The 12,448-nt window shown below is 66.1% G+C and carries 13 protein-coding genes; 7 read left to right on the forward strand and 6 right to left on the reverse strand.

Features of this window, described 5'->3' with window-relative positions; genetic code table 11:
• Complete coding sequence (locus OJF58_RS15435) at nt 1-843, forward strand: phytanoyl-CoA dioxygenase family protein (RefSeq protein ID WP_300778581.1); 843 nt, start codon at nt 1-3, stop codon at nt 841-843.
• Here the strand turns inward: OJF58_RS15435 and OJF58_RS15440 are convergent, their stop codons facing one another.
• Both OJF58_RS15440 and OJF58_RS15445 read right to left on the reverse strand, forming a co-directional pair.
• Complete coding sequence (locus OJF58_RS15440) at nt 844-2,919, reverse strand: S9 family peptidase (protein WP_300778582.1); 2,076 nt, start codon at nt 2,917-2,919, stop codon at nt 844-846.
• A 7-nt stretch (nt 2,920-2,926) separates the two neighbouring features.
• Nucleotides 2,927-3,778, reverse strand: coding sequence for an aldolase/citrate lyase family protein (locus OJF58_RS15445; RefSeq protein ID WP_300778583.1), 852 nt, complete (start codon nt 3,776-3,778; stop codon nt 2,927-2,929).
• 60 nt (nt 3,779-3,838) lie between these two features.
• On the opposite strand from OJF58_RS15445, the gene OJF58_RS15450 reads away from it, so the two are divergent.
• Nucleotides 3,839-4,807, forward strand: coding sequence for a D-2-hydroxyacid dehydrogenase (locus OJF58_RS15450; RefSeq protein ID WP_300778584.1), 969 nt, complete (start codon nt 3,839-3,841; stop codon nt 4,805-4,807).
• Nucleotides 4,808-4,833: 26 nt separating this feature from the next.
• Nucleotides 4,834-5,415 carry a hypothetical protein gene (locus OJF58_RS15455; protein ID WP_300778585.1) on the forward strand — a complete coding sequence of 194 codons (582 nt, stop codon included), beginning with the start codon at nt 4,834-4,836 and terminating at the stop codon, nt 5,413-5,415.
• On the opposite strand, the gene OJF58_RS15460 is transcribed toward OJF58_RS15455, so the two are convergent.
• The gene (locus OJF58_RS15460) at nt 5,412-6,422 is read right to left on the reverse strand and encodes an LLM class flavin-dependent oxidoreductase (RefSeq protein WP_300778586.1); all 1,011 of its coding nucleotides are present in this window, start codon (nt 6,420-6,422) and stop codon (nt 5,412-5,414) included. The genes OJF58_RS15455 and OJF58_RS15460 overlap by 4 nt on opposite strands.
• A 57-nt stretch (nt 6,423-6,479) precedes the next feature.
• On the opposite strand from OJF58_RS15460, the gene OJF58_RS15465 reads away from it, so the two are divergent.
• The 4 genes from OJF58_RS15465 (at nt 6,480) to OJF58_RS15480 (ending at nt 9,700) form a co-directional block, all read left to right on the forward strand.
• Nucleotides 6,480-6,929, forward strand: a complete 450-nt coding sequence (locus OJF58_RS15465) for a VOC family protein (protein ID WP_300778587.1) — start codon at nt 6,480-6,482, stop codon at nt 6,927-6,929.
• A 93-nt stretch (nt 6,930-7,022) separates the two neighbouring features.
• Complete coding sequence (locus OJF58_RS15470; RefSeq protein ID WP_300778588.1) at nt 7,023-7,562, forward strand: peroxiredoxin; 540 nt, start codon at nt 7,023-7,025, stop codon at nt 7,560-7,562.
• Nucleotides 7,563-7,572: 10 nt separating this feature from the next.
• Complete coding sequence (locus OJF58_RS15475; RefSeq protein WP_300778589.1) at nt 7,573-8,124, forward strand: carboxymuconolactone decarboxylase family protein; 552 nt, start codon at nt 7,573-7,575, stop codon at nt 8,122-8,124.
• A 73-nt stretch (nt 8,125-8,197) separates the two neighbouring features.
• On the forward strand, nt 8,198-9,700 hold the full coding sequence (locus tag OJF58_RS15480; RefSeq protein ID WP_300778590.1) for an aldehyde dehydrogenase family protein: 1,503 nt from the start codon (nt 8,198-8,200) through the stop codon (nt 9,698-9,700).
• 79 nt (nt 9,701-9,779) lie between these two features.
• Here the strand turns inward: OJF58_RS15480 and OJF58_RS15485 are convergent, their stop codons facing one another.
• From OJF58_RS15485 to OJF58_RS15495, 3 genes are read right to left on the reverse strand one after another with little or no spacing between them, the layout of a single operon-like run.
• The gene (locus tag OJF58_RS15485) at nt 9,780-11,201 is read right to left on the reverse strand and encodes an amidase (protein WP_300778591.1); all 1,422 of its coding nucleotides are present in this window, start codon (nt 11,199-11,201) and stop codon (nt 9,780-9,782) included.
• Nucleotides 11,198-11,398, reverse strand: a complete 201-nt coding sequence (locus OJF58_RS15490; RefSeq protein ID WP_300778592.1) for a hypothetical protein — start codon at nt 11,396-11,398, stop codon at nt 11,198-11,200. Before OJF58_RS15490 ends, OJF58_RS15485 begins: the two co-directional genes overlap by 4 nt.
• 11 nt (nt 11,399-11,409) lie before the next feature.
• Nucleotides 11,410-12,312 (reverse strand): thioesterase family protein, encoded by a 903-nt coding sequence (locus OJF58_RS15495; protein WP_300778593.1) that lies wholly within the window; start codon nt 12,310-12,312, stop codon nt 11,410-11,412.
• Nucleotides 12,313-12,448: the final 136 nt, after the last annotated feature.

Raw genomic sequence — 12,448 nt, forward strand, 5'->3', positions numbered from 1 at the left:
ATGCCCAGGAAGCTCACTGCCGATCAGATCGCCGCATACGAGCGCGACGGCTACATCTGTCCGATCGAGGGCTTCACGGCCGATCGGGCACGCGCCTGGCGCGACAGGCTCGAGGCCTTCGAGCGCACCGAGGGCCACAAGATGGGGCGTGGCCACAATTTCAAGCCGCACCTGCTCTTCCCTTGGGTCGATGAGATCGTCCATGCGCCCGAGGTGCTCGACGCGGTCGAGGACCTGATCGGCCCCGACATCCGATTGTTCCATCTCAGCGTCTGGCCCAAGGATCCGGGCTCGGATACCTACGTGAGCTGGCACCAGGACGCGACCTACTTCGCCCTCGAGCCGGCTTGCCATGTCACCGCCTGGGTGGCGCTGACCGATGCGTCGATCGAGGCCGGCTGCATGGAAGTGGTTCCAGGGTCGCACAAGCTCGGCCAGCTTCGCCACGCCGAGATGCAGGACCCGGAGAATCTGCTGTCGCGTGGCCAGACGCTGGCGGCCGAGGTCGATCGCACCAGGACCGCGTTCATGCCGGTGAAGGCGGGCCAGTTCTCGTTGCATCACACCCATCTGGTGCACAATTCGCGACCCAACCGATCGAGCGACCGGCGTATCGGGCTCGGCATCAGCTACATCCCGACCTGGGCGCGCTGCACCAGCAAGACGCGCGTCACCGCGATGCTCGTGCGCGGGCAGGACCGCTACCGCCATTTCGACGACGAGCGCCGCCCGGTCGTCGAGGCCGGCCCCGAGGAACGTGCCTTCCATGCGCAGGCCGTCGCCACCTTCCGGCAAATGAATGCGGACGAGGCAGGTGGCCAGCATGCCGTCGTGCGGCGCTGATCAGACGAGGCGCACCGCCCAGAGCGCGAAGGCGTAGGCGAGGGCGATTTCGTCCAGTCGTTGGAACCGGCCGGCGGCGCCGCCATGGCCTGCGCCCATGTTCGTGCGCAGCAGGACAGGGCCACCCGAGGTCATGGTCGCACGCAGGCGCGCCACCCATTTGGCGGGCTCCCAGTAGGTGACGCGCGGATCGGTGAGGCCCGCCATGGCGAGGATCGCCGGATAGGCCTTGGCCTGCACATTCTCGTAAGGCGAATAGGTGAGGATGGTGCGAAAGGCGGCCTCGTCCGTGATCGGATTGCCCCACTCGGGCCATTCGGGCGGCGTGAGCGGCAGCTTGTCGTCCAGCATCGTGTTGAGGACGTCGACGAACGGCACCTCGGCCACGATGCCCGCAAAGAGATCGCCTGCCCGGTTGGCGACGGCGCCCATCAGCATGCCGCCGGCGCTGCCGCCATGCGCCACGACACGTTTCTCCGAAGTGTACCGGCGCTCGATCAGCGAGCGCGCCGCCGCGATGAAATCGTCGAAGGTGTTGGTCTTCTTCTCGCGCTTGCCGTCGAGATACCAGGACCAGCCCTTGTCGGCGCCGCCGCGGATATGGGCGATGGCATAGACGAAGCCGCGATCCACGAGCGACAGCCGATTGGACGAGAACGCCGCCGGCATCGCCATGCCGTAGGAGCCGTAACCGTAGAGGAGCAACGGTGCACCGCCATCGAGGGCAAGGTCCCGGCGATGCAGGATCGAGACCGGAACCTCGGCCCCGTCGTGCGATTTCGCCATGATGCGTGTCGTGACGTAGGCGGCCGGATCGTGGCCCGAGGGGATTTCCTGCCGCTTGCGCATGATGCGCGTGCGGCTTGCCATGTCGTAGTCGTAGATCTCGGCCGGCGTCGTCATCGACGAATAGGCGAAGCGGACGGTGGTCGTGTCGAACTCGTAGCCGCCGACGACATCGAGGGAATAGGCCGCCTCCTCGAAGGCGATCGCATGCTCGGTCCCATCGCGAAGGTCGCGGATCACGATCGACGGCAGGGCGTTGGCCCGTTCCAGGCGCACCAGGTGGTTCGCGTAGAGCTCGATGCCCAACAGGTAGACGCCGGGCCGGTGAGGCACCAGCTCGCGCCAGCGCTCGCGACCGGAAGAGGAAAGCGGCGCGGTGGCGATCCGGAAATCGATCGCGCCTCGGTCATTCGTCAGGATATAGAGCTCGTCCGCGCGGTCGGCCACGCTGTAGCGCACGCCCTTCTCGCGCGGTGCGATCAGGCGGGGCGCCGCATCCGGCAGCGCGAGATCGATCAGCCGCTGTTCCGACGTGTCGTGGTCGCCACCGGCGATGACGCAGAACCGGCCGCTGGCGCTTTCATGGATATGGGTGAACCAGCCCGGATCCTTCTCCTCGTAGACGAGGATGTCATCGGATTGCAGCGTGCCCAGCCGATGACGGAAGACCTGCAGGGGGCGGTGATTGTCGTCGACCCGCACATAGTAGAAGAACGTCGAATCGCGGCCCCAGACGACGTTGCCGCTGGCCTGCTCGATCGTGTCGGCCAAATCCTCGCCCGCCGTCCAGCGGCGGACGCGGATGGTGAAATACTCCGAGCCGCGCTGGTCGGCGCTCCAGGCTTCGAGCCGGTGGTCGGGCGAGTGGCGCGTGCCGCCGAACTTGAAGTAGTCGGATTCCCTGGCCAGCGCATCGCCGTCGAGGACGAGCTGGAAATCGCCGCCGTCGCGCGGCACCCGGCCGATCAGCGCATGCTGCCCGCCTTCGCGGTACTTCCAGAGATAGGCATAGGGTCCGTCGGGCGTGGGGACACCCGAATCGTCCTCCTTGATGCGGCCGCGCATCTCGGCGACCAGGGTCTTCTGCAGTTCTTCGGTGGGCGCGAGGACGGTCTCGGTGTAGCGGTTCTCGGCCTCCAGGTAGGATCGGATGTCGGGCGCCAGCCGCGACGGATCGCGCAGCACCTCCTGCCAGTTCTCGTCCTTCAGCCAGGCATAGTCGTCCGTGAGCGTGACGCCATGCAGCGTGCGCCGCGTCGGACGCCGCGGCGCGATGGGCGGCGCAACCAACGGGGCCTCAGTAGTTGCCGACAGCCTTGACGGCCGGCTTGGCCGGCGCCTCGGCCTTGCCCTCCAGCAAACCGCGCATCTCGGCGCCCTTGCTGTCCCACCAGTCGGCCAGGATGCGCACGTCCCAGCCGATGCAGAAGTGCTTCACGCCCATCTCGAGATACTTGTCCGCCTGGCCCGGATCGCGCAGCTCCACGCGCGGATGCAGGCCTTTCCTGAGCGCCGTCTCGATCGTCTTCTTCTCGGCCGCCAGCACCTCGGCGTCGCCGTACTGCGCCGGCTTGCCGATGCTCATGGAAAAGTCGGAGGCGCCGAACTGGACCATGTCGATGCCGGGCACCGACAGGATGGCGTCGAGATCGTCCACGCACGACTTCTTCTCGACCATGATGGCGATCACGACGTCGTTCAGGGCATCGACATAGGCGGGCTGCCCGCCCTGACGCACGACGCCGACATCGCGGCGCATGCCGACGCCCATCAGCCCGCGCCCGCGCGCGTCTCTGGCCATCGTCGTCTCGGCGCGCACGGCGTTCACCGCCGTCCGGGCATCCTCGACGGTTCGGATGTCGGCGAACAGCACACTCTGGAAGCCCGAGCCGATCGCGCGCATCGCCTGGTGCATGTACTGCGTCTGCTCGATCTTGATCATGCCGGCGAGCCCCGCCACCTCGAAGGCGCGGCCGAGATTGTCGAGGTCGTGCATGTCGAACGGCGCATACTCGGCCGTGAACTCGACATAGTCGTACTGCCCGGAATGGCCGATCAGCTCGACCAGCGTGGGCCAGCAGGAAAGGATGTGCGTGCCGACGGTCGGCTGTCCGGCAATGAGACGTTCGCGAAGCAGGTTGCGGCGCATGGCGATTCCCCGGTAAGTGCGGTGGATGTCAGTCTCGCATTTTGCGCCGGGGGAGGGCCAATGTTTCCGTCGAAGGACCAGCTCACGATCTGCTTTGCGCACGCGGCCTACCAGATGAAGAACCGGTTCGATGCACGCCAGACCGGCATCAGGAACTTCGAGGTCCGGGCCTACGACGAGCTGCAGAAGAGGATCGGCGAGGCCGACGTGGTCGTGGTTTCCGGCATGTGGAAGAACGACCTCATTGCCCATGCCCCGAAGCTGAAGTTCATCCAGTCGATCAGCTCGGGCATAGACCAGTATTCCAGGGAGCAGCTCGGCGCAAAGAAGGTTCGGCTGGCGAGCGCGGCCGGCGTCAATGCCCGGGCGGTGGCCGAGCATGCGATGGCGCTGCTTCTCGCCGTGGCGCGGCGGCTGCCCGAGGCACGCGACAATCAGCACAGGAAGACCTGGCGCGGCATGATCGGCGATCTTGCCGAGCGCGAGGACGAGCTCGGTGGCAAGACGCTGCTGGTGGTGGGCATGGGCCGCATCGGCAGCCATCTGGCGCGGCTCGCCAGGGCCTTCGACATGAAGGTGATCGGCATCCGCCGCGATCCGGCGCAGGGCGACAACGGCGCCGACTCCATCCATGCGATGGGCGATCTTGTGAAGCTGGTCCCCGAGGCCGATTTTGTGGCGCTCACCTGTGCATTGACGCCGGAGACCACCGGGCTCATGAGCGCGGCCGCGTTCGCCGCGATGAAGCCGTCGGCGGTGTTCGTCAACGTCGCGCGCGGCCGGGTGGCGGACGAGACCGCGTTGATCGAGACGATGAAGCGCGGGAAGATCTGGGCCGCGGCGCTCGATGTCACCGCCGACGAGCCGCTGCCGGCTTCGTCGCCACTCTGGGCCATGCCCAATGTCTTCATCACGCCGCACACCGCCGGCGAGACACGCCGCTACGAGGACAATGTGCTCGATATCCTGGTCGATAACCTGGAGCGGCTGTGGCGCGGCGAGACTGCCTTGCGCAATCAGGTTCTCTGACCGAAGCTTGGGAAGGAGGAGCCGAGATGGCCATTGCAGACCCCAATCGAACGATCCTGACGGGCGAGAATCCGTTCATTCGTCTCAGCGCACGTGACGGCGATCCCAATTCGACCGATGCGAGCTTCTGGCGCATCCTCTTCTGCCCGGCCGGGCCGGGCCACGTCCTCTACCTCAAGAGCGAGCTCACCGACGGCCGCTGGCGCATCTATTCCGACAATATCGCCATGGCCCGCTGGCTGCAGAAGACGGTACAGGGGATGCTCAATCCCGAGCTGAAGGACCTCGCGATTCCCGTGACCGATGCCTCCTTCATGAAATCGGGCGATCCCCGCTACTTCTGGACCGAGCACGTCTCGTCGGCGGAAGCCGAGATCTCGCTCACCTGGCACGATATCGGCGAGCCTCTGCTCATCCACACCCAGCCCAACGCGCCGCCCAATCCCAGGCCCTACGGCGTCTGCACGCTCTTGGTGCCCGCGCTTGCCGCCCGGCTGACGCTGAACGGCGCGCAAGCCAAGGGCCAACCCTGGCCGCGCGAGCGCGAGGGCCAGCCGTTCAGCACCTGCGCGCTCGCCTTCTCCGAAAGCTGGACCGAGCCGCGTTAGGCGGGGGCGAAGCCGCCGGCCTGGGCGAGGAGGGTGTAGCTCTTGCGGCGGACCGCTTCGTCGTAGGTCCAGGTGACGACCGCCATCTCGTCGACGCCGATCCGGTTCTTCAGCTCGACGATGCGCGCCATCACGTCGGGCCCGGTGCCGACAAAGGTCTCCTTGCGCAGCCGTTCCATCTTGGCCTGCTCATGCGGCGCGAGCGCCGCGGCGGCGGCCACCTCGGGTGCCACCAGCGGGCCCAGCAGCCCCTTGTCGCGATTGATGCGCGACAGGGCGCGCGGCGTCAGCTGGTATTGCGCCTCTTCCATGCTGTCGGCGGCCAGCGCCCAGACGCAGAGAGCGGAGTGGGGCTGCGGATGGCGTGCGCTCGGCCGGTAGTTCTTTTTGTATAGCTCGATGGCGCGCTCGCCGCCCGCGCCATCGCTGAAGAACCAGGCGAAACAGTAGGGCAGGCCAAACAGCGCCGCGACCTGGGCGCCATAGTCGGAGCTGCCCAGGATCCAGATCTCGGGTGAGGTCGGACCGTTGGGATAGGCCTTCACCGGTGCGAACGGATGGCCCTGCACCAGGGGCTCGTTGCGCACCCAGGCCATCAGGTCGCGCACGTCGGCCGGGAAATGCTCGGGTCGTTCGTTGGCGGCAGGATTGAGGGCGAAGGCAGTGCGTCCGTCCGAGCCCGGCGCGCGACCGAGGCCCATGTCGATGCGGCCTGGCGCCAGCGCATCGAGCACGCGGAACACTTCGGCCACCTTGAATGGCGAATAGTGCGGCAGCATGATGCCGGCGCTGCCGATGCGGATACGCTCGGTTGTGGCGGCGACCGCCGCCATCACGATTTCGGGCGCCGTGCCGACGATGGTCGGGTGGTTGTGGTGCTCCGACACCCAGAAGCGGTCGTAGCCTAGTGCCTCGCAATGTCGGGCCAGCGCGACGGTGTTGCGGATCGATTCTTCGTGCGGGCGGCCGGCAACGGCGATCGACTGGTCGAGGACGGAAAGACGCATCGGTGGGGGAACTTAGATCTTCGTCTCCGGTTGTCCATCTATACACAGGAGGCTGCCATGCCCAAGGTCCCGTGTCGCGTCGTCGGCATTGACCATATCTCCGTCAGGGTCAGCGACTACGATAGGTCGAAGGCTTTTTATTCGAAGCTGTTCACCTTCCTGGGCTTCGAAATCTCGGACGAATATCCGGGCACGATCGGCTGGACCAACGGCAAGACACGCTACTGGATCGCAGAGGCGGAAGGTCGAAAACAGTACAAGATCGGCGATGTCGGCTTCCATCATTACGCGTTCCAGCTCCGCAACCGCCGCGATGTCGACGAGCTGCAGGCCTGGCTGGAGAAGGAAGGCGTGAAGATCGTCGATCCCGCCGACGAATATTACGAGGACTACTACGCCGTGTTCTTCCTCGATCCCGACGGGCTGAAGCTCGAGGGGATGAAGTACGGCGAACTGACCGGGAAGAAGGCAAAAGGGAAGGCTAAGTCTTTGAAGGAAAAAGCATAATCAATCATTGAAATAGTTCTGAGAATGACTTGCAATTAGAGGCTATCTCTCCATATTAGAAACGTTCCAAAGTGTGATTTTACGGAGCGTTTCATGCTGACCATTGGCGACAAGTTTCCCTCATTCGACCTCAAGGCGGTGGTGAATATCGACCCCAAGGCCGCCTTCAGGCAGATCAACGACAAGTCCGACGAGGGCAAGTGGAAGGTCGTCTTCTTCTGGCCCAAGGACTTCACCTTCGTCTGTCCGACCGAGATCGCGGCCTTCGGCAAGTTGAACGGCGAGTTCAAGGATCGCGATGCCGTGGTCTACGGCGTCTCGATCGATTCGGAGTACGTGCATCTCGCGTGGCGCCAGAACCATGCCGACCTGAAGGCGCTGCCGTTCCCCATGCTGTCCGACCTCAAGCGCGAGCTCTCGAGCGCGCTCGGCATCCTGGACAAGAACGAGGGTGTGGCGCTGCGGGCCACCTTCATCGTCGACCCCGACGGCATCATCCGATTCGTGTCGGTGAACGATCTCTCGGTCGGCCGCAATCCGCAGGAAGTGCTGCGCGTTCTCGACGCCCTGCAGACCGACGAGCTTTGCCCCTGCAACTGGCAGAAGGGCGAAGAGGTCCTGAAGGCTGCCTGAGGAGCAGATCATGTCCCTCGATCTCCTGAAGGAGCGGCTGCCGGACTATGCGCGCGACCTGAAGCTCAACCTGTCGAGCCTCGCGTCCGAGCAGGTCCTGAGCGAGCAGCAGAAGGCCGGCAGCTTCATCGCTGCCGCCCTGGCGGCGAACCATGCGCCGACCGCCAAAGCGGTGGTCGACGCCTTAGCGGGGCAGCTCTCGCGCGAGGCGCTCAATGCCGTGAGGATCGCGGCGGCGCTGATGGCGATGAACAACATCTACTACCGGTTCGTGCATCTCGTGCCCGTGGCCGACTACAAGACCATGCCGGCGAAGCTGCGCATGACCGCGATGGCCAAGCCCGGCGTCGACAAGGTCGACTTCGAGTTGTGGTCGCTGGTCGTGTCGGCCGTGAACGGTTGTGGCATGTGCGTGGAGAGCCACGAGAAGGTCTTGCGCGAGCATGGTCTTTCGGCAGAGCAGATCCAGGCGGCGGTGCGGATCGCCGCAACGGTTCATGCCGTTGCCCGCACGCTCGGTGCGGAAGAGGCGCTTGTGTCGCAACTCGCGCCGGCGGCGTAGAGGCGCGCGAGCCTTGTAGCGTCGCGACATGCGGGCCAAACTTCGGGCCAATTTCTGGATCCGGAGGACCCGCATGTCGATGACCGCCACGCAACTGAAACCCCAACCCACCGTCTCCGGCACCTACCAACCCAAAGGGATGCTGATCGGCGGCAAGTGGGTCGGCGCCGCCTCGGGCCAGCGCTTCGCTGTCGAGAATCCGGCCAAGCGTACCGCCGTCGCCGAAGTGCCGCGCGCGGCGGCGGCCGATGTCGAGGCGGCTGTCGCCGCGGCAGAGAAAGCATTCCCCGCCTGGAAGGCGGTCGTGCCGCGCGAGCGCGGCAAGCTTTTGCTCAAGATCGCCGAGGCGATCGAGGCGCGTGTCGAGGAGCTCGCGCGGACGATCGCGCTTGAGACCGGCAATGCACTGCGGACCCAGGCGCGCGGCGAGGCCAAGCTCACCGCCGACATCTTCCGCTATTTCGGGGGGCTCGCGTCCGAGCTGAAGGGCGAGACCGTGCCGCTCGGCGAGCATGTCCTGTCGTACACGCGCCGTGAGCCGATCGGCATCGTGGGCGCCATCATCCCGTGGAACGCGCCGGTGATGCTGGGCGCGCTCAAGATCGCGCCTGCGCTCTGCGCCGGCAACGTCATGGTGATGAAGGCGGCCGAGGACGCCCCGCTCGGCGTGCTGATGATGGCCGACATCTGCCAGGAATTCGTGCCGGCCGGCGTGCTGAACGTGCTGACGGGCTACGGCGAGGAATGCGGCGGCCCGCTCGCCAACCATCCCAAAATCCGCAAGCTCTCCTTCACCGGCTCGACCGAGGTCGGCAAGGTGATCATGCGCGCCGCGGCCGAGCGTATCGTGCCCGTGTCGCTCGAGCTCGGCGGCAAGAGCCCATCGATCGTCTACCCCGACGTCAACGAGGACTGGACGGTCGACGGCATCATCGGCGCCATGCGCTTCACCCGCCAGAGCCAGAGCTGCACGGCGGGCTCGCGGCTCTTCCTGCACGAGGACATCTTCGACAGCTTCCTGAAGAAGCTCGAGAAGAAGACGACGGCGCTCAAGATCGGCGATCCGCTCGACGAGGCGACCGACATCGGCACCATCATCAACAACAAGCAGTACACCAAGGTCTGCAAGTACGTGCAGGATGGTCTCGATCGCTCCGACGCCAAGCTGGTGTTCGGCGGCCTGCCGCCGAAGACCGGTCCTCTCAGCGAGGGCTACTTCACCATCCCCACCGTGTTCGCCGACCGCTCCAACGACTGGCGGCTGGCGCGCGAGGAGATCTTCGGTCCAGTGCTGGTTGCCATACGCTGGAGCGACGAGGCCGAGGCGATCCGCATGGCCAACGACAGCCACTACGGGCTCGCCGCCTATGTCTGGACGCACGACATCGGCAAGGGCCTGCGCGCCGCGCATGCGATCGAGTCGGGCTGGGTCCAGGTCAACCAGGGCGGCGGCCAGACGCCCGGCATGTCCTATGGCGGCTACAAGCAGAGCGGCATCGGCCGCGAGTTCTCGCTCGAAGGCATGCTGGACAGCTTCACGCAAAGGAAGAGCGTCACCGTCAATCTGGCGGTGTAGGATCAAAGATCCCTCGCTGGCGCTCGGCTGGCACGATGAGGCTGTGTCATCCCGAGCGTCAGCGAGGGATCTTTCCGTTTCAGACCGGCACTCGTCGATGAAATTCGGTCACACCCTGGTAGGCGTGGCCGATGCGGTAGAGCAGCGGCTCGTCGAACGGCCGGCCGACGAGCTGCATGCCGATCGGCAGGCCGTTGGCATCGAAGCCGCAAGGCACCGACAGCGCCGGCACGCCGAGCGTGTTGAAGGGCCGGGTGAGGCCGGTGAAGCGACCGACCATGCCGAGCGTTGCCGGGCCGCCCTTCGCCTCGACGTCCGTCTCCTCGATGGTCGGGATGGAGAAGGGAATGGCCGGCAGCAGGACGGCATCGACGCCTTCCATGGCGGTCGCCAGGAACTCCTCGAGGAAGTGCCCGCGCAGGCGCAGCGCGTCGATGTACTGCGTGGCCGGGATGAGAAAGCCGGCCTCCATGCGGGTGCGCACCTGGTTGGCATAGGCGCCGGGCATCTTCTCCAGCCACGGCCGGTGCATGGCGGCGGCCTCGCATTTCACGATCACCTCGGCGGCGCGATAGAGCGCGGTGAAGTCGGGCAGCGTCGCGGGTCTGATCGCGGCACCGAGCTTGCCGAGGGCATCGGCCGCCGCTTGCACCGCCGCACCCACTTCGGCATCGAGCGCGGCGGGACCGTCGTTCGGCAGGGCAAGCCCGATCCTGAGATCCGATACGCCGCCTCGCAGTAACTTTTCGTAGTCGGGCACCGGCCGTTCGCTGCTCGTGGAATCGTCGGGATCCGGCCCTGCAATAACAGCCAGCATCCGCGCGTTGTCGCGCACCGTCCGGGCAAGAGGGCCGACATGGTCGAGGCTCCACGACCGGGCGAGGGCGCCGGCGCGGCTCACACGGCCGTAGGTCGCCTTCATGCCGACCACGCCGCAGGCGGAGGCGGGGAGGCGGATCGAGCCGCCCGTATCGGATCCCAGAGCGCCATAGACCATGCGTGCGGCGACCGAGGCGCCCGAGCCGCTCGAGCTGCCGCCGGTGACACGCGTGCCGTCCCAGGGATTGCGGCAATGGCCGTGATGCACGTTGTGCCCCGTGGGGCCCGCCGCGAACTCGGCCATGTTGAGGAAGCCCAGCTCGACCACTCCCGCGGCGTCGAGCTTCTGCAGGACCGTCGCCGTCACCGGTGCGCGCCAGTCGCGGCGGATGGCACCGCCGCCCGTCGAGAGCTCGCCCTTGCGGTAGTACATATCCTTGTGCGCCATCGGCACGCCGTGCAGCGGCCCGCGGCGCTTGCCGGCCGCCAGCTCGGCGTCCATGGCCCGTGCGCCTGCGAGCGCCTTGTCCCTTTCGACGCGCAGGAAAGCGTTGGTCCGCGGCTGCCAGGTCTCGATGCGCGCCAGGCAGGCCTCGGTCACGGCGACCGACGTGGTCCGGCCGGCAGCGATCGCATCGGCGATCTCGCTCAAATCCGCCAGGGCCAGATCGTCGTTTCTCATTTCCGCGCCTCGCGCCCGAGAAGGCTCGCGAAAGCGGCGGGATCGTCGTCGAAGGTGAGGCGTCGAGCCGCTTCGCTGCGCACCGCCCCGTTCAGCACTTCGACCTCGGCGGCCAGCTCGGCCAGGCGCTTCTCGTCGTATTTCAAACCTTGAAGGATCGCCGCGATGCCGGCGGCGGTGCGGGTCTTTTCGTCCATGAGCCTGTTTCCTATCCGGGAAGCCGCAGCTTCAGCGTGGCAAGTCGCGCCTGATCCTCTGCCGAGAAGAGCATGATCCTGCGCTGCTTCTGGTCGAACTTCATGCCGATCGCCTCGGCGCAGGCGGCAAGCTTGCCAGTCTCCGCCTCGAAAAGGAAATGGCTGAACTTCAGGATCTTGTCCGTGAAGTCTGCGAGGCCGCTCATGACGACCAAGAGGTCGCCGGCGCGCAGCGGCATGCGATAATGCTGCAGCATCTCGACCACGACCGAGCCTTCGCCGCGCTCCTGCATCGCGCCGCGGTCGAAGCCCAGATGGTTCCACAGGAAGGGCGCGCCGTCGGAATATCGGCCGAACTGGTGCCGCGGCAGGAAAGCGCCGCGCTCGTCGCATTCGGACGGCTTGACGACGCTGCGGCCCACCTCGATCAACCCTATGCTGGGGGCATCGGCCAACGCGAGGTCGGGCAGCGCAAGGGTGCCGACGCTTCGCGGCTGCGCCTGGCCGGGCAACGCGATGCGCGCGGCCTCTGCGCGTTCGCGGAACGCGGCCGGCCAGGGCTTGTCGCTTTCGATACGGCGGCGAACGGTCGAGGCGACCTTGCCGTCGGCGGCATTGCGGACCTCGTGATAGACCAGCAGATGGCGCTCTCCCAGCTCGACCGGCGCGGAATGGACCTCGACGGCATCGATGACGCGGAACTCGCGGAGGTAGCGGATGTGGTCTTCGCTCACGTATAGAGAGAGGCTGCTGGCGGCCTGCGTGCGCGGTCCGAGTCCCAGGGACGTCATCAGATGGGCCGAGGCTTCGTGAGCGAACTCGGTGTAGAATTGCACGTTGAGATGGTCGTTTTCGTCGCACTGCCAGGTGTTCACGGCGGTGGCGAAGGTCGGGATCAAACGGGACGTTGGCACGCGATACGCTCTCTGCAACCTGTGGATGGGGCTTCAAATGGCCGAAAAAGCCCCAGAAATCGACATTTTTCGTGCATTGAGGACTTGCGAGGGCGCGATTCGTGGATAACCTTGGGCCCGTCGGCGCAAGCCTTGG

The sequence above is a fragment of the Enhydrobacter sp. genome (assembly GCF_030246845.1).
Taxonomy (GTDB): domain Bacteria; phylum Pseudomonadota; class Alphaproteobacteria; order Reyranellales; family Reyranellaceae; genus Reyranella.

What these genes read in the sequence shown, in the direction of transcription:
- OJF58_RS15445 (WP_300778583.1), bottom strand. Translation starts at nt 3,778, where the DNA reads ATGCGCCGCAACCTGCTTCGCGAACGTCTCATTGCCGGACAGCCGACC.
- OJF58_RS15470 (WP_300778588.1), top strand. Translation starts at nt 7,023, where the DNA reads ATGCTGACCATTGGCGACAAGTTTCCCTCATTCGACCTCAAGGCGGTG.
- OJF58_RS15475 (WP_300778589.1), top strand. Translation starts at nt 7,573, where the DNA reads ATGTCCCTCGATCTCCTGAAGGAGCGGCTGCCGGACTATGCGCGCGAC.
- OJF58_RS15435 (WP_300778581.1), top strand. Translation starts at nt 1, where the DNA reads ATGCCCAGGAAGCTCACTGCCGATCAGATCGCCGCATACGAGCGCGAC.
- OJF58_RS15490 (WP_300778592.1), bottom strand. Translation starts at nt 11,398, where the DNA reads ATGGACGAAAAGACCCGCACCGCCGCCGGCATCGCGGCGATCCTTCAA.
- OJF58_RS15465 (WP_300778587.1), top strand. Translation starts at nt 6,480, where the DNA reads ATGCCCAAGGTCCCGTGTCGCGTCGTCGGCATTGACCATATCTCCGTC.
- OJF58_RS15455 (WP_300778585.1), top strand. Translation starts at nt 4,834, where the DNA reads ATGGCCATTGCAGACCCCAATCGAACGATCCTGACGGGCGAGAATCCG.
- OJF58_RS15450 (WP_300778584.1), top strand. Translation starts at nt 3,839, where the DNA reads ATGTTTCCGTCGAAGGACCAGCTCACGATCTGCTTTGCGCACGCGGCC.
- OJF58_RS15485 (WP_300778591.1), bottom strand. Translation starts at nt 11,201, where the DNA reads ATGAGAAACGACGATCTGGCCCTGGCGGATTTGAGCGAGATCGCCGAT.
- OJF58_RS15460 (WP_300778586.1), bottom strand. Translation starts at nt 6,422, where the DNA reads ATGCGTCTTTCCGTCCTCGACCAGTCGATCGCCGTTGCCGGCCGCCCG.
- OJF58_RS15480 (WP_300778590.1), top strand. Translation starts at nt 8,198, where the DNA reads ATGTCGATGACCGCCACGCAACTGAAACCCCAACCCACCGTCTCCGGC.